The organism is Priestia abyssalis (assembly GCF_002019595.1).
Classification (GTDB): Bacteria; Bacillota; Bacilli; order Bacillales; family Bacillaceae_H; genus Bacillus_BA; species Bacillus_BA abyssalis.
In genome coordinates, this window is the sequence record NZ_KV917369.1 from 5,090,860 (window position 1) to 5,116,410 (window position 25,551).

General features: G+C 40.0%; 26 protein-coding genes, 1 pseudogene and 1 riboswitch. Of the genes and pseudogenes, 14 read left to right on the forward strand and 13 right to left on the reverse strand.

What is annotated here, in order from left to right:
- The first annotated feature begins 327 nt into the window (after window positions 1-327).
- Together BK575_RS24430 and BK575_RS24435 are read left to right on the forward strand one after the other, a co-directional pair.
- Window positions 328-1,989: an AMP-binding protein gene (locus BK575_RS24430; protein WP_078414138.1), complete on the forward strand. Its 1,662-nt coding sequence runs from the start codon at window positions 328-330 to the stop codon at window positions 1,987-1,989.
- Window positions 1,990-2,318: 329 nt separating this feature from the next.
- Window positions 2,319-2,996 carry an MgtC/SapB family protein gene (locus tag BK575_RS24435; RefSeq protein WP_204524883.1) on the forward strand — a complete coding sequence of 226 codons (678 nt, stop codon included), beginning with the start codon at window positions 2,319-2,321 and terminating at the stop codon, window positions 2,994-2,996.
- Window positions 2,997-3,164: 168 nt separating this feature from the next.
- Here BK575_RS24435 and BK575_RS24440 read toward each other — a convergent pair whose 3' ends face one another.
- The 6 genes and pseudogenes from BK575_RS24440 to BK575_RS24465 form a co-directional block, all read right to left on the reverse strand.
- Window positions 3,165-3,776, reverse strand: coding sequence for a precorrin-2 dehydrogenase/sirohydrochlorin ferrochelatase family protein (locus tag BK575_RS24440; RefSeq protein ID WP_078414140.1), 612 nt, complete (start codon window positions 3,774-3,776; stop codon window positions 3,165-3,167).
- A 2-nt stretch (window positions 3,777-3,778) separates the two neighbouring features.
- The gene (locus BK575_RS24445) at window positions 3,779-4,537 is read right to left on the reverse strand and encodes a sirohydrochlorin chelatase (RefSeq protein WP_078414141.1); all 759 of its coding nucleotides are present in this window, start codon (window positions 4,535-4,537) and stop codon (window positions 3,779-3,781) included.
- Window positions 4,538-4,552: 15 nt separating this feature from the next.
- Window positions 4,553-5,338, reverse strand: a complete 786-nt coding sequence (cobA, locus tag BK575_RS24450; protein WP_078414142.1) for a uroporphyrinogen-III C-methyltransferase — start codon at window positions 5,336-5,338, stop codon at window positions 4,553-4,555.
- Between the two features lie 140 nt (window positions 5,339-5,478).
- A pseudogene (cysC, locus tag BK575_RS24455) lies at window positions 5,479-6,077 on the reverse strand (adenylyl-sulfate kinase).
- Window positions 6,078-6,091: 14 nt separating this feature from the next.
- On the reverse strand, window positions 6,092-7,240 hold the full coding sequence (sat, locus tag BK575_RS24460; protein WP_078414143.1) for a sulfate adenylyltransferase: 1,149 nt from the start codon (window positions 7,238-7,240) through the stop codon (window positions 6,092-6,094).
- A gap of 81 nt (window positions 7,241-7,321) precedes the next feature.
- Entirely contained in the window at window positions 7,322-8,035 is a 714-nt protein-coding gene (locus BK575_RS24465; protein ID WP_078414945.1) for a phosphoadenylyl-sulfate reductase, read from the reverse strand.
- Between the two features lie 110 nt (window positions 8,036-8,145).
- A riboswitch (SAM riboswitch) is annotated at window positions 8,146-8,255 on the reverse strand.
- A gap of 474 nt (window positions 8,256-8,729) precedes the next feature.
- Between BK575_RS24465 and cdaS the strand changes: the two genes are divergently transcribed.
- The 4 genes from cdaS to BK575_RS24485 all read left to right on the forward strand — a co-directional run bounded on the left by cdaS (window position 8,730) and on the right by BK575_RS24485 (window position 12,459).
- On the forward strand, window positions 8,730-9,359 hold the full coding sequence (cdaS, locus tag BK575_RS24470) for a sporulation-specific diadenylate cyclase CdaS (RefSeq protein ID WP_078414144.1): 630 nt from the start codon (window positions 8,730-8,732) through the stop codon (window positions 9,357-9,359).
- 250 nt (window positions 9,360-9,609) lie between these two features.
- Window positions 9,610-11,034: an alanine/glycine:cation symporter family protein gene (locus tag BK575_RS24475; protein ID WP_078414145.1), complete on the forward strand. Its 1,425-nt coding sequence runs from the start codon at window positions 9,610-9,612 to the stop codon at window positions 11,032-11,034.
- Between the two features lie 207 nt (window positions 11,035-11,241).
- Window positions 11,242-11,625 carry a VOC family protein gene (locus tag BK575_RS24480; protein ID WP_078414146.1) on the forward strand — a complete coding sequence of 128 codons (384 nt, stop codon included), beginning with the start codon at window positions 11,242-11,244 and terminating at the stop codon, window positions 11,623-11,625.
- A 72-nt stretch (window positions 11,626-11,697) separates the two neighbouring features.
- A complete protein-coding gene (locus BK575_RS24485; protein WP_078414147.1) occupies window positions 11,698-12,459 on the forward strand; it encodes an ion channel in 762 nt (253 codons plus the stop codon).
- A 120-nt stretch (window positions 12,460-12,579) separates the two neighbouring features.
- On the opposite strand, the gene BK575_RS24490 is transcribed toward BK575_RS24485, so the two are convergent.
- The 3 genes from BK575_RS24490 to BK575_RS24500 all read right to left on the reverse strand — a co-directional run bounded on the left by BK575_RS24490 (window position 12,580) and on the right by BK575_RS24500 (window position 15,147).
- Window positions 12,580-12,987: a YugN-like family protein gene (locus BK575_RS24490; RefSeq protein ID WP_078414148.1), complete on the reverse strand. Its 408-nt coding sequence runs from the start codon at window positions 12,985-12,987 to the stop codon at window positions 12,580-12,582.
- Window positions 12,988-13,167: 180 nt separating this feature from the next.
- Window positions 13,168-14,520, reverse strand: coding sequence for a glucose-6-phosphate isomerase (locus BK575_RS24495; RefSeq protein ID WP_078414149.1), 1,353 nt, complete (start codon window positions 14,518-14,520; stop codon window positions 13,168-13,170).
- Window positions 14,521-14,901: 381 nt separating this feature from the next.
- The gene (locus BK575_RS24500) at window positions 14,902-15,147 is read right to left on the reverse strand and encodes a hypothetical protein (protein ID WP_078414150.1); all 246 of its coding nucleotides are present in this window, start codon (window positions 15,145-15,147) and stop codon (window positions 14,902-14,904) included.
- Window positions 15,148-15,385: 238 nt separating this feature from the next.
- On the opposite strand from BK575_RS24500, the gene BK575_RS24505 reads away from it, so the two are divergent.
- The 7 genes from BK575_RS24505 to mnhG are packed head-to-tail and all read left to right on the forward strand — an operon-like array spanning window position 15,386 to window position 21,171.
- Entirely contained in the window at window positions 15,386-17,794 is a 2,409-nt protein-coding gene (locus BK575_RS24505) for a Na+/H+ antiporter subunit A (RefSeq protein ID WP_078414151.1), read from the forward strand.
- On the forward strand, window positions 17,791-18,213 hold the full coding sequence (locus BK575_RS24510; protein WP_078414152.1) for a Na(+)/H(+) antiporter subunit B: 423 nt from the start codon (window positions 17,791-17,793) through the stop codon (window positions 18,211-18,213). Before BK575_RS24505 ends, BK575_RS24510 begins: the two co-directional genes overlap by 4 nt.
- Window positions 18,213-18,554, forward strand: coding sequence for a Na(+)/H(+) antiporter subunit C (locus tag BK575_RS24515; RefSeq protein WP_078414153.1), 342 nt, complete (start codon window positions 18,213-18,215; stop codon window positions 18,552-18,554). Before BK575_RS24510 ends, BK575_RS24515 begins: the two co-directional genes overlap by 1 nt.
- Window positions 18,547-20,028 carry a Na+/H+ antiporter subunit D gene (locus tag BK575_RS24520; protein WP_078414154.1) on the forward strand — a complete coding sequence of 494 codons (1,482 nt, stop codon included), beginning with the start codon at window positions 18,547-18,549 and terminating at the stop codon, window positions 20,026-20,028. The genes BK575_RS24515 and BK575_RS24520 overlap by 8 nt, the downstream gene beginning before the upstream one ends.
- A 6-nt stretch (window positions 20,029-20,034) precedes the next feature.
- Window positions 20,035-20,514, forward strand: a complete 480-nt coding sequence (locus tag BK575_RS24525; protein ID WP_078414155.1) for a Na+/H+ antiporter subunit E — start codon at window positions 20,035-20,037, stop codon at window positions 20,512-20,514.
- Window positions 20,511-20,795: a Na(+)/H(+) antiporter subunit F1 gene (locus tag BK575_RS24530; protein WP_078414156.1), complete on the forward strand. Its 285-nt coding sequence runs from the start codon at window positions 20,511-20,513 to the stop codon at window positions 20,793-20,795. The genes BK575_RS24525 and BK575_RS24530 overlap by 4 nt, the downstream gene beginning before the upstream one ends.
- Window positions 20,779-21,171: a monovalent cation/H(+) antiporter subunit G gene (gene mnhG / locus BK575_RS24535; RefSeq protein ID WP_078414157.1), complete on the forward strand. Its 393-nt coding sequence runs from the start codon at window positions 20,779-20,781 to the stop codon at window positions 21,169-21,171. The genes BK575_RS24530 and mnhG overlap by 17 nt, the downstream gene beginning before the upstream one ends.
- 125 nt (window positions 21,172-21,296) lie before the next feature.
- On the opposite strand, the gene BK575_RS24540 is transcribed toward mnhG, so the two are convergent.
- Window positions 21,297-22,460, reverse strand: coding sequence for an iron-containing alcohol dehydrogenase (locus tag BK575_RS24540; protein ID WP_078414158.1), 1,164 nt, complete (start codon window positions 22,458-22,460; stop codon window positions 21,297-21,299).
- A gap of 159 nt (window positions 22,461-22,619) precedes the next feature.
- Here BK575_RS24540 and BK575_RS24545 point away from each other — a divergent pair, with 159 nt between their 5' ends.
- Entirely contained in the window at window positions 22,620-22,850 is a 231-nt protein-coding gene (locus BK575_RS24545) for a DUF378 domain-containing protein (RefSeq protein ID WP_078414159.1), read from the forward strand.
- A gap of 111 nt (window positions 22,851-22,961) precedes the next feature.
- On the opposite strand, the gene yugI is transcribed toward BK575_RS24545, so the two are convergent.
- The 3 genes from yugI to BK575_RS24560 all read right to left on the reverse strand — a co-directional run bounded on the left by yugI (window position 22,962) and on the right by BK575_RS24560 (window position 25,476).
- Window positions 22,962-23,369: a S1 domain-containing post-transcriptional regulator GSP13 gene (yugI, locus tag BK575_RS24550; protein ID WP_078414160.1), complete on the reverse strand. Its 408-nt coding sequence runs from the start codon at window positions 23,367-23,369 to the stop codon at window positions 22,962-22,964.
- A 147-nt stretch (window positions 23,370-23,516) separates the two neighbouring features.
- The gene (locus BK575_RS24555) at window positions 23,517-24,926 is read right to left on the reverse strand and encodes a hypothetical protein (protein WP_078414161.1); all 1,410 of its coding nucleotides are present in this window, start codon (window positions 24,924-24,926) and stop codon (window positions 23,517-23,519) included.
- Entirely contained in the window at window positions 24,919-25,476 is a 558-nt protein-coding gene (locus tag BK575_RS24560) for an RNA polymerase sigma factor (RefSeq protein WP_078414946.1), read from the reverse strand. Before BK575_RS24560 ends, BK575_RS24555 begins: the two co-directional genes overlap by 8 nt.
- Window positions 25,477-25,551 lie beyond the last annotated feature (75 nt).

Sequence of the window (25,551 nt, forward strand, 5' to 3'; positions counted from 1 at the left end):
TATCGTTATGTATGGCTGTCTTCTTTATTTACTCTGCTTATTGGGAAGGAATAAAAATTGCTAATCAAAATGGGAGGGTAAACGGCTTTCCCTTTCTCTTTATGGCAATGTTAGGTTTTATCTTTGCCTTATTCGCTTCCCACTTCCATCATCTAATATAAGGGAAACTTCCATTTGTGGAGTTTCCCTGTTAACCCTTCTTTTCTCCCTCTATTTATCCGTTTCTTCTAAAAAAATTGTCGAAGATTTATTTTTGTAATATTACAAATATTTTTGTTACTATGTTTGTAAACGCAACCAAAATTGATATTAATAGGGAGGCTCTATATGGTTCAGCTTAAACAAGAAACGATTGGCCGTCTTTTAAAACAATCGATTGATCTATATGGCGATCAAGAAGCTGTTGTCTACTCAAAAGAAAAAATAAGGTATACATATAAGCAATTCTACGATGAGACAACGAGGGTCGCCAAGGCTCTAATCGGCTTAGGAGTAAAAAAGGGAGAACATATTGCCGTCTGGGCAACGAATGTGCCCGAGTGGCTTTTATTACAATTCGCTTCCGCAAGAATCGGCGCTGTACTTGTTACCGTCAATACGAGCTACCAGACTAACGAGCTACAATATTTATTAAAGCAATCCGACTCTACTACCCTATTCTTTATTGATGGCTTTAAAGGGACATCCTATCTTTCAATCATCCAACAACTTACACATCATACATTCCCGCAAAACACTTCCAACCACCAACAAGAATCTATTCTTCCAATGCTCAAAAATTTAATTTACATCGGTGAAGAAGATATTCCTAGCCATATTACTAAATGGCAGGAATTCCTCATGTTCGGCAATGCCGTGACCGATGAGGGACTTGCCGAACGTGAGGAATCATTACAGCCTGATGATGTCATTAATATGCAATATACATCCGGTACGACAGGTTTTCCAAAAGGAGTTATGCTTACCCACTATAATATCGTCAATAACGGGTATTTAATTGCACAAGCCATGAAATTAACAAATGAAGATCGACTATGTATCCCAGTACCTTTTTTCCACTGTTTCGGTTGTGTACTCGGAGTTCTTGCTTGTGTATCTGTCGGAGCTGTCATGGTACCGATCATCGAGTTTCATCCTGAGCTGGTATTGCAAACTGTCGAAAAAGAGAAGTGTACAGGTTTACATGGAGTACCAACGATGTTTATTGCCGAGTTAAACCATCCTAATTTTAAAGATTATGATTTATCGAGCTTAAGAACCGGCATTATGGCCGGATCACCTTGTCCCACAGAAGTGATGAAGCGGGTCATAAATGAAATGAACATGAGCGAAATCACAATTGCATACGGTCAAACAGAATCTTCTCCCGTTATCACTCAGACGACTACAACAGATCCAATCCAACGCCGGGTAGAAACGGTAGGCAAGCCACATCCGCATACAGAAGTAAAAATCATTAATCCCGTTTTAGGAGTGGAAGTACCAAAAGGAGCACAAGGAGAGTTATGTACACGCGGCTACCTCGTAATGAAAGGCTATTACAATATGCCGGATGCAACAAAAGATGCTGTCGATTCCGAAGGGTGGCTTCATACAGGAGATTTAGCCACAATGGATGAAGAGGGATATATAAAGATTACCGGACGCTTAAAGGATATGATTATTCGCGGAGGAGAAAACGTATACCCACGGGAGATTGAAGAATTTTTATATCATCACCCCGATATCCTTGATGTACAAGTAATCGGTACTCCTGATGAAAAGTACGGCGAGAAAGTAATGGCTTGCATTAAACTAAAAGAAGGCAGGACCCTTTCTCAAGGAGATATAAGAGCATTTTGCGAAGGGCAGCTTTCCCATTATAAAATCCCCGAATATATCATGTTTGTGGACAGCTTTCCAATGACCGCTTCCGGAAAAATACAAAAATACAAGTTAAAAGAACAAGCCATCGAATGGATTAAAGCTAACTATCTGAATAAAGTATAAAGTAAACTTCTATCGATGGGGTTTTCCTTCAACCCGCACGATGCGGATTACACAGACGTTGCCGCAGGACGCGGCGATGTCTGTATTCTTTTATTCGGGCTTTTACGGGCAGGTTATCCACCACTTAAACTTCCGCCATTACACCAAGTTTTGAAGCGGGGATCTTATCGCCCGTTAGTAACGGAAATCTATGCTTTTCATACATTTTACATCTCCACCCTACATATTTTCCTCTTTTTTTCATATAATGGTGAGAATAAGTCCATCCCTTGTCACATTCATATTACAACTGACAGGAGGCATCATCGACATAAAGATAGGTGACGACAGTGGAACATCAAATATTTATAAAACTGGGAATTTCAGCAATTTTAGGGCTAGTCATTGGCTTAGAAAGAGAATTAAAACGAAAACCCGTCGGCCTTAAAACATCATTGGTCATTTCTATCGTCAGTTGTTTACTGACCATTGTTTCCATTGAATCGGCCTACGTATTCGAAAAAACGGAGCACATCACGATGGACCCACTGCGGCTAGCCGCCCAAATTGTATCTGGAATCGGCTTTTTAGGAGCAGGAGTCATTTTACGACGTGGAAATGACAGCATTTCCGGATTAACAACAGCCGCTATGATTTGGGGAGCAGCCGGTATTGGAATTGCAGTAGGAGCAGGTTTTTTTTTAGAAGCTATCACAGGGGTCGTATTGCTTATCATCAGCGTCGAACTGCTGCCGTTTATTTTAAGGTTCTTAGGACCAAAACAGCTGCGCCAAAAAGAAATTCTCCTTCAGTTAAAAGTATCGGACCGGCACAATATTACGGACATCATGAACGACATAAAGAAAAACAAAATTAAACTAACGCACATTCGTATTAAAGACTTGGAAACAAACGAACAATTTATTCAACTGAAAATAATGGTGCCCCAAAAAAAGCTTACTACTGATGTTTACTATGAAGTCCGTAAAATCGACGGGGTTCTCAGCATAGAAATTGAAAGCCTGTAATACCTCGTATCATGTAAAAATGGTTTTTTCACGCGTTTTAGGTGATAAGCGACATTCATCCTTTATCAACGTTACGGCGCTGAACACAAATCAAAAAGCCTTGATCTTTTGTGGAACTCCTCAACAGATCAAGGCTTTTTAGCCGCATCATTTTGTGAAATTTTCATATTAACCCTTTAACTGTTCTACCTTTTTAAAAAACACTCGGCGCAATTCTGGTTGTTCAAGATATGAAGAATGAACACACTCTCTTAAAAGTTGAAGCTTAACTTTCTTTTCCAAAGAGCTGCTATTAATAATCTCTCGGCACTCTTTCAAAAAGGACACAAATTCTCCAAACGACTCATCATACTTTTCACTTAATTCCCTTTTAATAGCCTTTGTTAAAACTGGACTCGCTCCATTTGTGGATATAGTAATGGATAAGTCCCCTCTTTTTATATGGGACGGTATGACTACATTTCCTTTTTCCTTTTTATCCACAACATTGATTAATTGTTGCGGCGATGCCCATTGAGCGACACGATGATTGATATCAGGTGAATGAGTGGCGGCGATGATAAAGAAAAAACCAGCTATATCTTCCTTTTCTATTGGTTTTTCCTTTAATTCCACCTTCCCTTCTTCGGCCCACCTCATAATTCGATCAGTAAATCCTAAAGAAATCACCAGTATAGAGGCACCAGTATCAATTAAAGAGGAAAGTTTGCGAGTGGCAATTTCCCCTCCTCCGACCACCAGTACTTTTTGAGAAGTCAAGTTCAACATAACAGGATACATGTTCAGAAATTCCTCTCTTCCAGTGGTAAATGACTCAATTCTTCGACTCTTTCAACCAGAACATCCTTTAAATGCGGATGATACTCTAAGTAATGCGTAAGAATGAACTGTTGATTGCTGAGCTTGTTCACATCGCAAACAGCCTTTTCAATTCTCTTCATTAAAAGGCCGGTAAATAACAAATAAGGCACGATGAACACTTTGGAATAATTAGAATAACGAACTTCCTCTAATACATCTTCGAAAATAGGGTCCGCTGCCGTTAAAAAGCAAACGTCTACATGCTTCAATCCATACCTTTTCTCTAATAAACCAGCCAGTCCTTCCAAGTCTCTTTTGACATCAGGGTCACTGCTGCCCCGACCAACAAGCAAAACAAGGCAATCTCCATCGATAGAAACATTCGTTCCCATGATTCTTTCATATAAAATTTCTGTTATACTCTCATGCACCCCAAAAGGACGACCATACACAATCTCTACATCGGGGTAGTGCATACTTAACGTTGATAGGATTTCGGGGATGTCTTCTTTAGCATGGACGGCCGTCAATAACAGCACCGGAACCGCATATATTTTCGTTGCCCCGCGCTCCACGCATTGACGGAAACCTTGCTCGATAGAAGGCTCCGCCAATTCCAGAAAGGAAACTTCCTGGATTGGAATTGAAACCTTGTCCATACATGTTTCCACAAATGCAAAGGCTTGCTCACAAGCTTTTTTCATACGGCTTCCATGACAAATATATAATACAGCTTCCATATTAATCGCCCTCTCTTAAAAGGCTTCTTTTACAAGGTCTTGATAAGATTCACCCTGTTTAACCTTCTCAAACCAACGAAGTTTCTCGCGCAGCTTGACCACTTCTCCTACAATGATCATACTTGGATTCTCTATGTTTTCTTTTCTTACTATATCAACAATTGTATTCAATGTACCAGTTATTGTGCGCTGCTCTTTATACGTCCCCCAATGAATGAGTGCAACAGGGGTTTCGCCACTTTTTCCATGTTCCATCAGCCTCTCACAAATATACGGAAGATTAGCCACTCCCATATAGATAGCGAGCGTATCAACACCCTTCGCTAAATGGTCCCATCGAATATCATCCTCTTCATTTCCTTTACGGTGACCCGTGACAATAGCAACACTTGCACCATGCTCTCTATGGGTAACAGGAATGCCGGCATAAGCCGGGGCTGCGATGCCCGATGTAATCCCCGGAACGACTTCAAATGGGATATCGTTGTTAGCCAATACCTCCGCTTCTTCTCCCCCTCGTCCAAAAACGAAAGGATCTCCCCCTTTTAGCCTTGTGACCACTTTCCCCTTTTTAGCAAATCTAACCAGAAAGCTATTGATAGTCTCTTGCTTTAGCGTGTGGTAGTCGGGAAGTTTTCCGCAATAAATTAAATCTGCCTCTTTCTTGGCATATTGCAATAGCTCATCATTGATTAATCTGTCATATAAAATAACATCCGCTTCTTGAATGCACTTTAATCCCTTAACTGTAATCAAATCCGGGTCTCCAGGACCTGCACCGACTAAATATACCTTTCCCATTCCAATTCCCCCCTCTCATTTTCCATCTGATGCGTTTTCTTTCTCAATATAAAACAAAGCCTGTACATTGGGGGAACTTCTTTTTTCCGGCATTGACATCGGCAGTTCCCCGCAATGTCAATGCCGAACTCACATCCCCTTTAGATCAGGCCTTTTCCTTTTAGATATACCACTACTTGCTCTACACATTCTTCAATCGAAACTTTGTTTGTCTCAATTACTAATTCTGGATTAACCGGTTCTTCATATGGAGAATCAATGCCCGTAAATTGTTTGATTTCTCCTTTTCGTGCTTTTTGATAAAGCCCCTTCGGATCTCTCTTTTCACACTCATCCAATGGACATTTTACGTATACTTCAATAAATTCATTTTCTTCCACTATTTGGCGGACTTGGTTCCGATCTTCTTGGAAAGGAGAAATGAAGGCTGTAAGAACCACTTGACCACTGTCAACAAATAACTTAGCAACCTCACCAATGCGTCGAATGTTTTCTTTTCGATCTTCCTCCGAAAAACCTAAATTCTTGTTAAGACCGAAGCGAATGTTATCCCCGTCCAAGACATAGTTTCTAATTTTATGGTCAAATAACGCTTTCGCTACGGCGTTTGCAACGGTTGATTTTCCGGATCCTGATAAGCCAGTAAACCAAAGAATGAAGCTTTGATGGCCATTTTGTTCTCTTCGCTCTTTTTTGTAATGACAGATTCATGCCATGTAATATTTGTTGCTTTTGCCATGATTCTTCCCCCCCTTAAGAATTGACCGTCTGTTTTTGCAAGCCTTTAATTAAAACCTCTACCACTTCTTTACGGCTGAAAGTGCTTGGCGGCAGCTCTCCGTTTCGCAATAACTCCCTTACTTTCGTTCCAGATAAAATAACATGGTCTTCTTTGCCATGAGGGCACGTTTTTGTAGATGCCATCCCTTCACATTTCACGCAATAAAAGCTATGTTCAAAGAACAGAAGTGTAATTCCAAGCTCTTCACTTGTGAAATTGCTAAAGATTTTCTGTGCATCATACGTGCCATAATAATTCCCGACTCCTGCATGATCACGACCTACAATGAAATGCGTGCATCCGAAGTTTTTACGAATCATCGCATGGAAGATCGCTTCTCGCGGGCCTGCATATCGCATCGCTGCAGGGAAAACGGCTAAAAACACACGATCTTGAGGGTAATAGTTTTCTAACAGCACTTCATAGCTTTCCATACGGATGTCTGCCGGGATATCATCAGACTTTGTTTCGCCGACAAGTGGGTTTAAAAATAGCCCATCGACAATTTCTAAGGCAGATTTTTGGATATATTCATGAGCTCGGTGAACCGGGTTACGAGTTTGGAAACCAACGATTGTATTCCAGCCAAGTTCAGCAAATTTTTGGCGTGTTTCTGCTGGATCTAAATGATAAGAAGCAAATTTGCCTTTGTCTGTTCTACGAATGAGTTTAATTTCACCCGCAGCGTAAACATTCGGGCGTTCAAATAATTTTTTGACTCCTGGATGTTCAAGTTCACTTGTTCGATAAACTTGTTCCGCTTCCTGTTTCTTGTCAGGAGTATATAGCTCTTTCAGTTTCAGCGCTCCGTAGACTACTCCATCTTTTACAAGCTTTACCCACTCATCAACTTTCAGTTCATTCGCCTTTTCTTCACTCACCGGTAAAGTAATCGGAATGCTCCATACCGTACCGTCTGCAAGACGCATTTTTTCAACAACCGAAAGATAATCTTCTTCACCTAAAAACCCAGCAAGGGGGCTATACGCTCCAATACCAATCAATTCAAGGTCGCTCAATGCAATTGCATCAAGTTCAATCTCCTGTTGGATCCCTGAATAATCGAATTCTGAATCAAAAAGATTAATTAACTTTCCTCCGTGTGGTGCACTGTAGCTCATTTTATTTCCTCCTCTGTACATTTAGTAAACTTATCATTTTAGTAGGATTAAAAGTTGGTTTTTTCTAGATTACCCATTAATTTAAGACTCATGCAGTCCGCATTCTACCTTTTGCTGCCCGGTCCATCTTCCAGAACGTAAATCGTTTAAATCATAAGCAGGCTTAGTACAAGGCTCACAGCCAATGCTTGGATACCCTTGATCATGGAGCTTGTTATAAGGCAACTGCTTTTTATGAACATAACGCCAAACATCCTTCCAAGTCCAATGGATAAGCGGGCATACTTTCACTTTTTTAAAGCGGGAATCTTGATTGATAAACTGTGTCTTGCTTCTTGATTCCGACTGCTCTCTTCTCAACCCCGAAATCCAGGCTTGCGCTCCGCTTAACGCCTGTTCTAAAGGAAGAATTTTCCGTAAATAACAGCACCGATTCGCATCACTTTTCCATAATTCCGGACCATACTGTTCTTCTTGCTGAGCCAACGTAAGATCAGGCTTTTTCATCTCAACCTTTAATTTCGGGAACTTTTCCTTAATCGCATCAATTACTTCATACGTTTCTTTGAAATGAACGCCTGTATCTAAAAAGACAATCGTTGCATCCTCTTTCACCTGTGAAATTAAGTCAATTAATACAATCCCTTCAATCCCAAAACTACAGGCATAGACAAGAGAATCTCCATAATGGTTATAAGCCCACTTTAAAGCGCTTAAAGCTCCTTTTGTCTCATCATCAATCGCAAAATCCGGAATTTCCCCATTCCATGTTTCAAAGGTTAACGTTTCCGACAACTTAATCACTCCTATCTCCTTAAAGCTATCTATTCCGATAAAAAAAGGTGGTTTTAAATCAATAAAAAAGGTCTTCCATTATTAGAAAGACTTTTGAGGTGATTTATTTTACCTTATCCCTCAAAATGGTTTGCATTTTGCTGGAATTAGCACCTTACATGAATTGTCGCAGGTTGCCGGGTTTCACAGGGCCAGTCCCCTCCACCTCTCTTGATAAGTTCGTTTTTTCAAATTCTAACATATCCGCACAAATTGTCAACTGATATTTCAAAATATTCTATGCAAATGAAGAAGAAATGTGATAGGGAATACATATATTTTCCCTTATTATTTATGGGGAATTAACTGAAAAGATTTCTCATAAATGATAAAAGCATTATAAAAGCTACAATGAAACACATCACGACTAAAATTTTTTCTTGTTTAGTTGATCGATGCACTTTCAAACGCCTCCTTCTTTGTGAAAATAATCACATTCCCTATTATATATAGCTGATTTTATTATACCATAGGCAACTAGCCTTAAAAAGCCAACGCCTTTGCTCTGAGATCCTTTTTTCCACTCATGCATAAACCCGATTATTTCGCAAACATTACAAATAAAGCCTCCTAGAGTGAGGTAAACATTCCACCCTGCTTAAACGCGTTAGATAACGTTTTTCTCGATTGCCTAAAATATGGGAGGCTTAGTACAATGGATTTATATGCTTTTCCTTTAAATTCTTCGATAAAAGATCAAATAAAGCAGAACCTGACAAATATTTTGCTGGAAACGGATAAGTTAATACAAAGCCTTGACCATGACCAGTATTGCATTTTATGTGACTTTGAAGCTTTACAAAAGCAGTTCAATGAGATTCAATCGGTAGCTGCCTCCTATTATTTGCAGCAATATTTATCTCCTTTTACCCAAAATTACGCTACTCTCTCTCTGGCAGTGCACCATTTATCCGAACGGAGGCATGGCGCCCTAATCGTCATCGAACGCAATCAGCCTGTAGAAAATTTAATTCAGAAAGGGGTTTCCATTGGAGCTTCATTAACAAGCACTCTTCTTGAGTCTATTTTTTATCCTGGTACCCCCTTGCATGACGGAGCCGTTTTGATTAAAGGAAATGAAATTATATCCGCGGCAAATGTACTGCCCCTGGCATCTTCCGTCACTGTTCAAAAGAAAGTCGGCACTCGGCATCGAGCAGCAATTGGCATGTCTCAACAATCCGACGCTCTTGTATTGGTGGTTTCAGAAGAAACGGGCCGTATTTCTTTTGCCATGGAAGGCACTTTATATCCTATCCATTCTACCAATAATCAGCTCTTTTAAAAGGCAATTACTATTTTCTATAATAATTTTAAAATGTGGATAAACCTTATTTTCCCAATAAAAATATCTACTAAGATGTATTGCTATATTTTTCTGATATAAGTATAATACAAAAGGATGAATGTGAGGTTTCCTTACATTCATTCTTTTATCATGTTTATTTTCTCAATATTCATCTATTTCAAGAAACACAATGCTTTTAGTATCCCTATTTTAAACATTTACTACTACTAAAGAGGTGAATAAGTGCATGTCATTATTACAAACATTGGTAGGATTGATCAACGACTTATTGTGGTCAAAAGTCCTAATTGCCCTTCTTATTGCTTTAGGCTTATATTTTACATTCCGCACAAAGTTCGTTCAATTTCGTCTATTTGGAGAAATGGTACGTTTACTCGGGGAAGGGGCAGCTGCCAGCGGAACAGATAAAAATAAAGGAATTACATCCTTTCAGGCCTTCTGTATCAGTACGGCCTCACGCGTTGGAACCGGTAATCTTGCAGGAGTTGCAACCGCTGTCGCTGTAGGGGGACCTGGTGCTGTTTTTTGGATGTGGTTGATTGCATTGCTAGGTTCTGCAACCGCATTTGTAGAAAGTACATTAGCTCAAATTTACAAAGTCAAAGATAAAGACGGATTCCGCGGGGGACCCGCTTACTACATGGAAAAAGCACTTAACGCCCGATGGTTGGGAATTATATTTGCCGTGTTGATTACTTTCTGCTTTGGATTGGTCTTCAACTCGGTACAATCTAATACCATTGCAGCTGCAATGAAAACTGCGTTTGGTACAAATATTCAAGTGATGGGAATTATTCTGGCAGCAGCTACAGGAATTATCATTTTCCGCGGTGTAAAAAGTATTGCGACAGTATCGCAAATTATCGTTCCTGTCATGGCAACTCTTTATTTAATCATCGCCTTGTTTGTTATGATTACAAACCTGACAGAGATTCCTGCTGTATTTGCTTTGATTTTCAAAAGTGCATTCGGCCTTGAACAAGCAGCAGGCGGCGGCATTGGCGCTGCTATGATGATGGGGATTAAACGCGGTTTGTTCTCAAATGAGGCCGGGATGGGTAGCGCTCCGAACGCTGCCGCGACAGCAACTGTAAGTCACCCGGTAAAACAAGGACTTATTCAATCACTCGGTGTGTTCGTTGATACACTACTTATTTGCAGTGCGACTGCGTTTATCGTTCTTCTATCCGGCACATACACTTCCGGTGCAGAGGGAATTGAATTGACACAAACTGCTTTAGCAGGACACATCGGTTCTTGGGCAAACACATTTGTCGCCATTGCTGTATTTTTGTTTGCATTCAGTTCCATTATTGGAAACTATTATTATGGTGAGACGAACATTGAATTTATTAAAGACAATAAACTGGTTATGTTCTTATATCGTACAGCAGTTGTAGTCATGGTCTACTTCGGATCAGTGGCAAGCTTCGGTATCGTTTGGGACATGGCTGACCTGACAATGGGATTAATGGCGATTGTAAACCTTATCGCTATCGTTCTTTTAGGAAAAATCTCTTTTGGTGCATTAAATGACTATATAACCCAGAAGAAAGCCGGTAAAGATCCTGTTTTTTATGCAGATAGTATTGAAGGCTTAAAGAATATCGAAAGCTGGGATTACTCTCCAGCAAAAAAACAAGCAAAATAAAAAACGGATGAGGGATTCACTCCCTCATCCGTTTTTCATTTGACAGAAATGATGAGCGGGCATACAATTCTACTTATCATTTTCGATATTTTCAGTTTTTTAATCTATTAAAGATGTCTTTATAGTGGCTGATCCGTTAGAAGTGCTTATTGGGATAAAGCCAGACTAAGTATCAACACTAAATTTTCGTATAGGAGGAGAAAGCTTATGGCGATTCAAAAATTAGAGCATGTAGGAATTCAAGTGAAAGACATAGAAAAATCCATTCATTTTTATCAGGATATCGTTGGTCTGCAGTTAATCGACCGCTTCCCCCACACAAACCCTGAACTCACATTAGCCTTTTTAGGACTCAACGGAGAAATCATCATTGAGCTTATTCAAGGATATAACAGTGATTTACCGGCGGAGGGAAAAGTTCATCACGTGGCGTTTACCGTTTCTGACTTGAAAGAAGAACGAGATCGTTTAAAGCAATTAGATGTAACCTTTGTTGATGAACAGTTTACAACCTTACCCAATGGGGCACAGTATTTATTTTTCTACGGTCCTGATGGAGAATGGATTGAATTTTTCCAACCGAGCCTGTAATGTTCGTATTCCACTTATACCTTCAACCCAACTTGGCAATAATAGTACAAGTTTGCGTTGGAGGTATTTTTTATGATCGGTGGCCATTTTTTATTCGGCTTTTTTAAGCGCTCCATTTTATTCCGTTTAGCGCTCTTAATGCTTTTATTCATTGTTATTTTCGGATTTATCATTCACTTACTTGAACCAAAACAATTTTCCACCTTTTTTGAAGGCATTTGGTGGGCCATTGTAACCGTGTCTACAGTTGGGTATGGCGATTATGCCCCTGAAACCTTATGGGGAAGACTCCTTGGAATTCTATTAATTTTGCTGGGAACAGGCTTCTTTACTACATATTTTGTTACCTTATCCACTATCGCAGTTTCGAAGGAAAACGCCTATTGGGACGGAAGTTCATCCTATTCCCGGAAAGGTCATACTATCATTATTGGCTGGAACGAAAGAGTTCGGACCATCCTTTCTCATTACGCCCGTGAAGATATGAACGAAGATATTGTATTGATTGATGACAGCTTAACAGAAAAGCCGCTGATTTCTCCCAACCTCTATTTTATTAAAGGGAACCCTAGCCATGCTTCTACTCTACACAGAGCCAACATGACAGAAGCTTCTAAAATTCTTATCACGGCTGATCAATTTAAAAATGAAGAATATGCGGATATGCAAACAATCTTGACATTGGTCGCAATTAGAGGCGTTTCTCCCTCTATTCATACCATCGCGGAAATTTTAACATCTGAACAAAAAGAGAATGCACGGCATGCAGGAGCAGATGAGGTCATTTGTACGAACCATTTAACAGGGGAAACCATGTACAAACAGCTCTTTTAGCCAAAAGTTTGTACAGACTATGGTCCTGTATAAAGCATCCTAGCTGAATTCCTATAGGCGGCTGTCATGCTTTTATACACGCTCATGCCGCCCGCTTATATGAAAAATTCGATGAAATACTCAATCTTTTAGCAACACTTCCTCCAGCTCTTTTACAAGGGCCTTCCCTAACGAAATATACTTTTCTGGAAATTCTGCATCTGGATCTTGCGGTTCAGAAAACTGGTTAAAAGAAGCTTGGGCATTTCCTACATGTACATGATCATCCAAACCAATTTGATATTTATGCGAAAGTAAAAAAGGTGTCCCTAATTTTACGGTGGCTCCAGGAGAATCTAGCTGGCCGTCAACTGATTGAAACGGAAGTCTTAAAAATTGATACCCGACCTCATCGTCAATTTTATAGTCGAAAGAACCATGATCATAATCCCAATTTCCTCCGATGACATAACCTAAAGGTTTCAACTGTTGTTCTAGATGAAATAATTTAAACGACTCCCCTTGTAGTTTTGAAGAAATCTCAATCATTTCACACACCCCCTTTTTGATTAGATTCTCCCTTCCCCCCTTTTTTATCCGCTAGTAACGGATAGTACGCATCCATAGATGAAGTTTTTCTTATGATTAAGGGGTTAAGTGTTAACTAAACAATAAAAAGGCGGCTCAATGCATCATTTTTAATGCTTTGAACCACCTTTTTCACAAATGTTAATTATTTAAACGTTTTTCTAATTCCGCTTTCTTCTCTTCAAATCCAGGCTTGCCAAGCAACGCGAACATATTTACTTTGTACGCCTCAACGCCTGGCTGATCGAATGGATTAACTCCAAGTAAATAACCGCTCATTGCACAAGCTTTTTCAAAGAAATAAGCAACATAGCCGAATGTATACTCATCTAATTTAGGCAGTGTCACAACTAAGTTGGGAACAGCCCCGTCTGTATGTGCCAGCATCGTTCCTTCAAATGCTTTTGTATTAACGAAGTCCACTGTTTTTCCTGCTAAATAATTCAAACCATCCAAGTCGCTTGCTTCCTCTTCAATTGTTAACTCATGACGAGGAGTTTCTACTTTTAAGACCGTTTCAAATAAGTCACGGCGTCCTTCTTGAACATATTGGCCTAAAGAATGAAGATCTGTTGAAAAGTTTGCCGATGAAGGGAAAATACCTTTTTGGTCTTTTCCTTCACTTTCCCCAAACAACTGTTTCCACCACTCAGCAAAGTATTGTAATCCTGGTTCATAGTTAATAAGCATTTCAATGGTTTTTCCTTTGTTATAAAGCACGTTGCGCACAGCTGCATATTGGTACGCTGCGTTCTCTTCCAACTCAGACGCGCTGAAATCTTCACGCGCTTGAGCAGCACCTTTCATCATATCGTCAATGTTTGCACCACTTACAGCGATAGGAAGCAACCCAACCGCTGTCAATACAGAATAACGGCCTCCTACATCATCAGGAATAACAAACGACTCATATCCTTCTTCTGTCGCTAACGTTTTCAACGCGCCGCGCGCTTTATCTGTTGTTGCGTAAATCCGTTTGCTCGCTTCCTGTTTTCCATACTTCTCTTCAAGAAGCTTACGGAAAATACGGAAGGCAATAGCCGGCTCTGTCGTCGTACCGGATTTAGAAATAACGTTGATGGAAAAATCCTTCCCTTCCAATAAATCCATCAAATCTTTCATATATGTAGAACTGATGTTGTTACCTACAAACAGCACTTGCGGCGTCTTGCGCTTTTCTTTTGGCAGGGCATTATAAAAAGAATGCTGAAGCATTTCAATAGCAGCACGAGCTCCTAGATAAGAGCCTCCAATTCCGATAACAAGTAATACATCAGAATCAGATTTGATTTTTTCTGCTGCTTTTTCAATGCGGGCAAACTCTTCTTTATCGTAATCTACAGGAAGATCAACCCACCCTAAAAAGTCATTTCCGGCACCCGTTTTTTCATGGATAGAGTGGTGAGCTACTTTCACAGCATCACGTAAGTATGTAAGTTCGTGTTCACCAAAGAAAGTGAGTGCTTTTGAATAATCAAAGCGAACATGCGTCATAATTCGTTCCTCCATATTAAGATTGTATTGCTTTCTTACACTTTAACTAAACAGCAAAAAGAATGCAAGATAGACCGTTTTTTTGTAAACGAATACATATTAAAGTTTAAAAATCTTGTCGGATTATGTAAGATAGAACATGGATAAACGATTGGTTCCTGTTTAAACCGGTAAGATGATAAAGATCCTTAACATCACTTAACACGCTTAAATCAAAATAAGAGAGGCTGTCCCATAAGGTCGAAAAAATGATGATGTTTCTTTTTACGCAAAATGGGCCATCAATCTAAAACCTTGATACTACTGGTTTCTCTTGATGGCCCATTTTGCGGAAGTTGATTCGAAAGGGGTGATTTTTCTCCTTTCGAATCAACCTCTCCTCTATAATTCATCGGTTTCTTCCTGAATTTCGGAAACGGGAGACATGATGACTCCAATTCTTACGTATTCCCTCGACTGAAAAACGGATTCTGTTCTCGTGATAATGCTCGTCATCTGTTCGTAGTTGACAGGACGGATAAACATTTCTTCATAGAAAGACCTTTTTGTCGTGTGGTTGAGCATATATGCACTAATGAACATGACAGCGAAAATGCTGACGCTTACTATTATATGTTTCATAAACATATGATCACCATCCTGTTCATTAGGATGAATATTTTCCAGTTGTTTTATACAAGAAAATGAAACCTTTTTCACTTTCTTTCGTAAGAATGATTGGGCTTTGTGTTCAATGAATGTTAATCCCGACTCATATCCGTTAGAATAATGACTGATACTAGTGAGTGATAAGAAGAGATGGGCGGTCGTCTCCATTTTAAGCAGGAAGCATCGTTTCACCTTTAGAAGTAAGGAGGAGGATATTTTGTCATTGTTGCATATTGTTACGTTTTCACCTTTTCTTTTAGCAATTTTTGTGCCTTTCTTTTATAAATATATCCGAAAGGTCCATACAGGCTGGTTTGTCTTGCCTTTGCCAGTATTGCTTTTTGCTTATTTTACACAGTTTATTAGTACCGTTTCTCATGGAAATACATACGAACAATCTTTCAAATGGATTCCAAGCTTGGGAATCGACGTTCGCTTGTATGTGGATGGACTCAGTCTACTTTTTAGTTTACTGATTACCGGTATCGGCTCATTGGTTATTCTTTATTCCATTTACTATTTGTCCAAGACAAAAGAAGCATTAAATTCGTTTTACGTGTATTTGCTTCTGTTCATGGGAGCAATGCTCGGAGTCGTACTCTCAGATAACGTCATCGTTCTTTATACGTTCTGGGAACTCACAAGCTTATCTTCATTTCTTTTAATTGGATATTGGTATCAACGGGAAAAATCCCGTTACGGGGCTCAAAAATCCATGCTTATTACAGTATTCGGAGGATTGGCAATGCTCGGGGGCTTCATTCTTTTATACATCATGAGCGGAACTTTCAGCATTCGGGAAATGGTTCAAAATGTAGGGACAATCGCATCCCATGAGTTGTTCATTCCCGCCCTTATCCTTGTGTTACTCGGTGCATTTACGAAATCAGCACAATTTCCATTCCACATTTGGCTGCCTGATGCGATGGAAGCACCAACGCCTGTTAGTGCCTACTTGCATTCTGCTACGATGGTTAAAGCCGGAATTTATTTATTGGCGCGTCTCAGCCCCATTTTCGCGGATACATCCGTTTGGTTTGTGACAGTATCAGCTGTCGGGATTACGACGTTGTTCTGGGGATCATTTTCTGCCGTGAAACAAACAGACTTAAAAGGAATTCTCGCCTTCTCCACTATTAGTCAGCTTGGACTGATTATGTCTTTGATTGGAGTGGGAAGCGCTGCTCTTCATTACGAGTTTCTCGGAGACAATATTTATGTTGTGGCTATTACTGCTGCTGTTTTCCACTTGATTAACCATGCAACCTTTAAAGGAAGCCTGTTCATGGTGGTGGGAATTGTCGATCACGAAACGGGAACCCGGGATATCCGAAAACTTGGCGGACTCATGAGCTTCATGCCAATCACGTTCACCATCGCTATTATCGGATGTTTTGCAATGGCCGGGTTGCCGCCGTTCAACGGATTTTTAAGTAAAGAAATGTTCTTTACAGGAATGGTTCATGTAACGAAAATGGATATTTACAACATGGAAACATGGGGCGTTTTATTCCCTGTCCTCGCTTGGATTGCGAGTGTATTTACGTTTGTCTACAGCATGGTTATTGTCTTTAAAACATTCACAGGAAAGTACCAACCGGAAAAGTTGGCGAAAAAACCGCATGAAGCACCGATTGGCATGCTTGTGCCGCCAATTATCCTTGCTTCTTTAGTGATCCTTTTCGGATTGTTCCCAAATTTATTGGCCCACAGTATCATTGAACCCGCTATGGCTTCAATTATGCCGGCTTTATTGGATACAGGGGAAAAGTTTTATGTTCACATTTCCTTCTGGCATGGATGGACACCGGAACTTTTCATGACAATGGGTGTCATCGCATTAGGCGTGCTTCTGTTCATAACCGTAGCCAAATGGTCCAAGCTGTATAGCCTGTTCCCACAGAAGCTCGCGCTCAATCATTTTTATGATAGAGGCTTGTCTGCGATTGATAAAGGCTCCTACTCATTTATGCGTTTATGGATGACAGGCTTTCTTCGGGATTATCTTGTATATATCTTTGCATTCTTGATTGCAATTGTGTTAGGGACATTATTCGTCAAAGATGCATTCAGCATGAAGTTCGACAACCTTGCTCCCGTTGGTGTCTATGAAGCTATTTTAATCATTGCAATGATTATCGCTGCTTTCATGACCGTACTATCCAAATCACGCTTGACCGCCATCATCGCATTGGGAATGGTCGGTTATTCTGTCGCTTTGTTTTTCATCTTATTCCGCGCCCCTGACCTGGCGCTGACGCAGTTAGTTATTGAAACCATTTCGACCGCTTTGTTTCTCCTTTGCTTTTATCACTTGCCGGAGATGCAGCGCCTGCCGAAAAAATTCAAATTTAGAATGAATAATTTTCTTATTTCGCTGGGAGTGGGAGTAACCGTAACTCTTGTTGCCCTCTCTTCTCACAGTACAAAATTATTTGATTCAATCACTCAATATTTTGTTGAAAACAGTTACACAGAAGCAGGCGGTAAAAACATTGTAAACGTCATTTTAGTAGACTTCCGCGGCTTCGATACATTATTTGAAATTACCGTGCTGGGAATCGCAGCCTTCGGAATTTATGCAATGATTAAACTACGTTTAACGAGAAAGGAAAGTGAAGAATGAAGGTAAATGATTTGATATTACAAACTGTTACAAAGGTCGTTGCCTTTATTATCCTGATCTTTTCCATCTACTTATTTTGGACAGGGCATTATACACCGGGCGGAGGCTTCGTTGGAGGATTAATGGCCTCCTCCGCGCTTGTTTTGATGCTGCTTGCGTTTGATGTTAAGACAATTAAAAACGTCATTCCTTTTGATTACAAAATGATTATTGCAACTGGATTGTTTATCGCCGTAGCGACAGGGCTCGGTTCATTTGTTTTTGATGTTCCATTTTTAACACATACATTCGGTCACCCCCACCTGCCTGGATTAGGAGAGGTATCGTTGGCAACGGCGAGCCTTTTTGACCTGGGAGTTTACCTTGTTGTTGTGGGAGTAACGATGACCATTATTCAAACGATTGGAGAGAGCGAATAATGGAAATATTAATGTCTATTGCTGCCGGCATTCTATTTATGGCAGCAACGTACCTTATGTTATCTCGAAGTTTGCTTCGCATTATTATCGGGACAGGGCTTTTAAGTCACGGTGCCCATTTACTATTACTTACAATGGGAGGATTAAAGCGTGGAGCTGTTCCACTTTTAGGGGAAAAAGCGCCCGTCTATACAGATGCCCTTCCGCAAGCTCTTATTCTAACCGCGATTGTTATCAGCTTTGGCGTTACGTCTTTTTTACTCGTATTAGCTTACCGCGCCTACCAGGAGCTTGGAACAGACGATATGGATAAGTTAAGGGGTAATGAAAATCATGAATAATCTTGTCATTTTACCACTTATTATTCCTTTGATTACTGGAATCATTTTAATGTTCCTGAAAGACCATGTACGTTTTCAAAGAATCGTAAGTGTATTATCATTCATCATCAATATCGGTTTATCATTCATGCTTGTGCAAAACGTTTATGAACATGGAATCCAAACCCATGAACTCGGAAATTGGCCCGCTCCTTTTGGAATTGTGCTCGTAGCGGATTTATTAGCTTCAATGCTTGTCCTCACAGCAAACATTGTTAGTTTCTGCTGTGTGTTGTTTGCTTTTCGTTCTATCGGCAGCGGACGTGAAAATTTTTCTTTTTACGCCTTCGTGCAATTCCTGATCACAGGGGTCATCGGTGCATTTTTAACAGGAGACATTTTCAACCTATTCGTCTTCTTTGAAGTGATGCTCATGTCTTCTTATGTATTAATTGTGTTGGGCGGAACAAAAATCCAATTGAGGGAATCCATCAAATATATTCTTGTCAATGTTATTTCATCAGCTCTTTTTGTTATCGCTGTCGGTTATTTATATTCTGTTACCGGCACGCTTAATATGGCTGATTTATCCGTCAAAATCAAAGAGGTGGGACAACCAGGGATTTTAACGGTTATCGCCATTCTTTTCCTTGTAGTATTCGGGCTAAAAGGAGCAATCTTCCCGCTTTATTTTTGGCTTCCTAGTTCCTATCAAGCCCCGCCTTCTGCTGTTACGGCACTATTTGGCGCCCTTTTGACGAAAGTCGGAGTTTATTCGATCTTCCGTACGTTTACTCTTTTGTTTTATCATGATCAACCATTTACTCATACACTCATTGGATACATGGCCCTGTTAACCATTGTCATTGGATGCATTGGCGCCATTGCTTATTCGGATATTAAACAGATTTTGATTTATAACATCGTCATCGCAGTCGGCGTTATCCTTTATGGAGTAACGATTGCCACACCGGAAGGTCTGACAGGATCCATTTATTACTTACTTCATGATATGGTCATTAAAGGAACCTTATTCTTGCTGGCAGGTGCCGTCATCGTGGTTACAGGCACATCCGATATGAAACAAATGGGCGGACTCATCAAACGCCATCCTTTACTCGGCTGGATGTTTTTCGTTGCAACAATAGCTCTTGCGGGGATTCCGCCATTAAGCGGATTTATCGGAAAACTGCTGTTGCTTCGAAGCGGTTTGGAAACGGAAAATTATACATTCGTAGCAATCTTGCTTATTTCAAGTTTAGCCGTACTTTATTCGGTGATGAAAATCTTCATGAATTGTTTTTGGAGAGAACCGAAACTATCGGCCGAACAGGAGAAAGGCAGCACAAAAGGATTACTTTATCCTTCTGCCCTGCTTTTAGTTCTTTCAATTTTTATGGGTGTAGGGGCTGAATGGATTTACCCATATGTAGCGGATGCGGCAAAGACATTAGCTGACCCTTCGATCTATATCCATTCGGTGTTAAAGGAGTAGATGCATATGTCTTTTCAAATATTACTCAATTTCGTTATCGCATTTGTCTGGATGTTTCTCAATAACTCGCGGGCTGGTATTACCTTTGTAATTGGTTACATTCTTGGAATTCTGATTCTCTTTATCTTAAGACGTTTTTTCTCAGAACGTTTTTATCTTGGGCGAGTCTATGCAGTCGTGAAATTGCTGTTCATTTTTCTGCGGGAGCTTTTCAAATCCAATATTGCGGTCATTCAAGATGTTTTGAAGCCTAAGCTGGATATACAGCCATGCATTTTCGCCCTTCCCATCACAGTCAAGAGGGAGTGGGAGATCACTGTTTTAGCAAACTTGATTACGCTCACTCCAGGTACGCTCGTCGTCGACATTTCAGATGATAACGCTCTTCTCTATATTCACGCGATGAACATCAATGACGTGGACGAGACGATCGATGACATTAAAAATACATTCGAAAAAGCCATTATGGAGGTGAGCCGATTATGATCGAAGGACTACTGAATACCGCTCTCGTCATTATCTCGATTGCCACCATCGGCTTAATTTATCGCGCGGTCAAGGGACCTTCTACACCTGACCGTGTAATGGCTCTTGATGCAATTGGAGTCAATTTAATTGGAATGACAGGGATTGTGTGTGTGATTTTTCGCACAGATGCTTATTTTGAAGTCATTTTACTATTCGGTATTATTTCCTTTATCGGGACCATTGCTTTTTCCAAGTTCTTAGAGAAAGGAGAGATTATTGAAAATGACCGAAATCGTTAAATATGGCGCTGCCATTCTCATCATCCTAGGCGCTCTTCTCAGCTTGATTACAACGATTGGCATCATTCGCCTTCCTGATACGTATACACGCAGCCACGCGGCCTCTAAGAGTGCTACACTCGGTATTATGTTCATCTTAACAGGAGCACTGCTGTTCTTCTGGGCAGAGAAGGGGTACATCAGCGCCCGTTTAGTATTGGGGATTGTATTTGTTTTCATAACTTCTCCCGTCGCCGGACATCTGATCAGCCGTGCTGCCTATTATACCAATGTTCCGTTATGGGAAAAAACGGTGCAGGATGATTTAAAAATGAAAAAAGAAGCAAGTTCAGTTCAAACGGTTGAAACAAAACAAAAAATGCCTCAGCATAGCTGAGGCATTTTTTGTTTTTTCCAAGACTATGTTAGAGTGTAGTGTTGATAAGCTGCTGTTCTTCAGCGTGATGCTTTTCAAAACGAATGAATCCCCTGAAAATAACCATATTCAAGCGAACACACTCTCTAGAGAGAAGCTTTTAAGATCGTAAGCACATCTTCTTTATCCAATACTTTAAAACGTCCAAATTCCCCGTATGCCATTGCTTTGTCAGTCATGAGTTCAAGGTTTTCATCCCCGATTTCATAATCAGCCAAGCGAGAAGGCGCACCAATACTGGACCAAAACTCGCGCAGCTTCTCAATCCCTTCAAGCGCGATAGCCTCATCCGTTTTTCCTTCAGGCTTCACACTGAATACTCGAACAGCCAATTGTTTATAGCGGCCTACGTTTTCATGAAGAGTATGCTTCATCCAGTTCGGGAATAAAATAGCAAGACCGCCGCCGTGAGGGATGTCATAGACCGCCGATACAGCATGTTCAATGTTATGGGTAGCCCAATCCCCTTGATAACCCATTTGAAGCATACCATTCAACGCAATGGTACCCGAATAAAGGATGGTTTCGCGAAGCTCATAATTCTCAAGGTCATTGACAAGCTTAGATCCCGCTTCCATCACGGTTTGCAATACAGATTCACATAAACGATCCTGAAGCGGCGTATTGGAAACTTGGTGGAAATATTGTTCAAACACATGGCTCATCATGTCCACAATGCCGTAAGTCGTTTGATCTTTCGGCACCGTGAATGTGTTCACAGGATCTAAAATCGAAAACTTAGGGAATGTGTATGGACTTCCCCAGCCATATTTCTCTTTCGTTTCCCAATTTGTAATAACCGAACCGGCATTCATTTCAGACCCAGTTGCCGCAAGAGTAAGAACCGTTCCAAATGGAAGAGCATCTGTTGCCTCTGCTTTTTTTGTGACGATATCCCATACATCTCCGTCGTATTTGGCTCCTGCTGCCACGGCCTTCGTGCAATCAATCACACTGCCTCCTCCGACTGCTAATAAAAAATCTATGTTTTCATTTTTACAGATCTCTACACCCTTATGTACAGTAGAAAGACGAGGATTTGGCTCTACTCCCGGCAGTTCAAAAACTTGGGCTCCTGTTTTCCCCAAAATATTTATCACTTGATCATAAAGACCATTTCGTTTAATGCTGCCTCCTCCATATACGAGAAGCACCTTTTTGCCATAATGAATGAGTTCTTGCTCTAACTGCTGTAATTCTCCTTTTCCGAAAATCAGCTTAGTTGGGTTATAAAATGTAAATGAATTCATGTTTGTAACCTCCCTTTCACGCCTTATTATGATAAACGCTTTTCCAGCTGTAAAGAAAAGTGCCTCTTGAAAAGTTATTTCCATTCGCATTTGTACCATGCATATTTTTTTGTAAAAAAAACAACCTAATAAGGAATCACATGTTAAGGAGGTTACCTTATGAGCGCGATTCAACGCATTGCACTCGTTCTTACAATTATTGGTGCCATTAACTGGGGACTCATTGGTTTTTTCCAGTTTGATCTAGTGGCTGCAATCTTTGGCGGACAAGATTCGGCTCTTGCACGCATTATCTATGGATTAGTAGGAATTGCCGGTTTAATCAACTTAGGCTTACTATTTAAACCATCTGAAGAAGTAGAGCGTTCTGAAGCACGAGCAACACGCTAATACTAAATACAAAAAGAAAAGGCTCCTTTATAAGGACCTTTTCTTTTTATTGAACGAAAAATTACTCTAACCGCAAAAATAAAAAGCGCCCAACTGGACGCTTTTCCACAATTACTTGTTAATTAAATCTTTACGATCAGACTGATCAATCCACTCTTGAAGCTTCTCTTTTAATGTATTGAAACCTTGAGGTGCTTCAGTTGTTTGCGTTTGTACAGTTGCTTGACGCTTCTTTGGAGCTTTTGGCTTTGCAGCAACTTCTTCTTGTGCAGGTGCTTCTTCTGTTGCACGGATAGATAAACCGATTTTGCCAGATGCCTCATCAACAGAAAGAACTTTCACGTTTACTTCATCGCCCACTTTTAAATGTTCGTTAATATCTTTTACAAATCCATGTTGGATTTCAGAAATATGAACAAGGCCTTGAGTATTTTCAGCGATTTCTACAAATGCGCCGTATGGTTGAATTCCAGTTACTTTTCCTTTTAAAACATTTCCTACTTCGATTTTTTCACTCATGAGAACACTCCTATATCATGTTTAATTTCGCCCAAAGTATATGCAAGTAAAAAGTATACCACAAAATGTGATTTTAATCAAAAATGTATTATTCTTTATTTATCATGTACAACCTTGAGTGAAAATATGAAGGAGTTTTGGTTTTCGCTAAATCATTTGAAGTTCCTCGGGAAGCGGGTATAGTGCTTCTTCAATTTTTGCGCTTTCATTTGCTGCTGTATCCCCAGTCAATAAAACTGGATAATCAATTTTGGCTTTTGTCACTTCATCCACATTTTTAAAGTCGAAGCGTTCCAACATTTCGTAATGTTTTTTGACAGCGTTGTACGATTTTGTATCTCCGTGCGCTTTTAAAAACATTCGATAATTTTGCTTCACCTCTTTTTTTAATGTGCCTCTGGAATCGAATATAGACTTATTATCAATTCCAAGCAGATAGTAACCAAGAGCTTGTTTGTATTGTTCATATAACATATTTGCACCTGGAGAGGATGGATCTGCCAAGATTGTTTTTTCAAGCTCTACAATATAATCCCCTAACTGTTCGAATGTGACATTCAAGGTACCGTCAACTGCTATTTTCTTTTCAGAAAGCATTTTCAGCCGTTGGCGGAATGCCGGTCCGATATAAGGGTTAAAGATTTTTTGCATTCTTTTGAAGTCAATACGCAATCCCACCATTCCTTCTCCTTCGTCATAAAATTCATACCCGCTGCCTACAGCGAACAGCTTAAATTCTTGAATGCCTTTAGAAGAGGAGGATTGCACATCATTTAATTGTTTTAGAAATGCATTCATATCATTAATTGACGTAATCTCTGATTGAACATTGCGCCACCTTTCCTGGTAAGCGGGCAACAGCTCATTTTGTTTATTAATTAAAGACTGCAGACTGGATTCAGTATAATCTTGCATTTGACCATCTTCTGCTTTTGCATCTTGTTGCAGTTCTGCATATTCAATATCAGGGGTCTCCATCTTTTGAATAATAAATGTCCGGTGCTCATCCCAAAGCTGTATAAACTGCTCTTCACTTTTAGATTCATTTTTGACGTTTGTCTTAAATCCATTCAGTTTCTTTTGTGCTTCTTTCACAAAGGAGTAATGATCGATTTCCTCTGTGACCAGCTTATTTCTCAGATTTGCCGCAAGTTGATCATAAATCATCGATAAATCCCGTACAGCTTCATTGTACTTTTCATCGCTCAACTGATAGGAAGGGGCCTCCATGACCTTTGATTCAGCAAGCTGATTCACGGTTTTGCCATCGTCAGCCTTTAATTCCACCTCATCATTTTTTTGTTGGGAACGTGCAGATAGATTTGATTCACCATTTAATGAGAGCTGTTGAAGGAATGGCATGCCAAAAATCGCACCAAGAAGAAGGACTCCAATGAAACTCGCCACATATGGTAAATGGAACCATGTTTTCCGCTCTTTTTTCTTTTCATGTTTTTGGATATGTTCCATTATAGTCTGCGGTGAGCTAACCGGGGGAATTCGTTCATAGGAATCCTTTAGTTGCTTTAAACGTTGTTCAAATATTTTGTCATCCATATTTTCCACCCTCTTTCGCCTCAAATTCTTCAACCGCTTTCCTCAGCATCGTTTTTCCTCGAAGAATTCTTGTTTTGACGGTTGATAGACTGATTGACATGATTTCTGCAATTTCCTCGTACTTCTTGTCATGAAAATAAAAAAGAATAATGGGTGTACGGTACTTTTCATTCAATGTTTGAAGACATATATGAAGCATCCGGTCTTCTTCACTTTGAAGCAAATGGGTTTCCACTTGAGGATGGTCTTCATCGGGCTGCTGCTGAAATTTAAATACCTTTTTTAAGTTTTGGCTTCTTTTTCTAGCCATATCCCTCGTGACATTTAAGGTAATCTTATATAGCCAAGTGGTAAACTTAGCTTGTGTAAACTGATCCAAAAAGCGATACACACGGATGAACACTTCTTGTGTGATGTCTTCTATTTCATCCCGCCTATTCCCAAGCTGATAGGCGAACTTTTCCACTGTAGTGTAATGCAATTGAATGAGTTGCTGAAAAGCATGATCATTTCCATCTTTTGCTTTTGCTATTAACTCTTCTTCATTCAACTTTTTCCCCTCCCCCGTTCCATTCATTAAACGTCTCTTTTTTGATCTTTGTTACACGGAAGATTTGCCGCATTA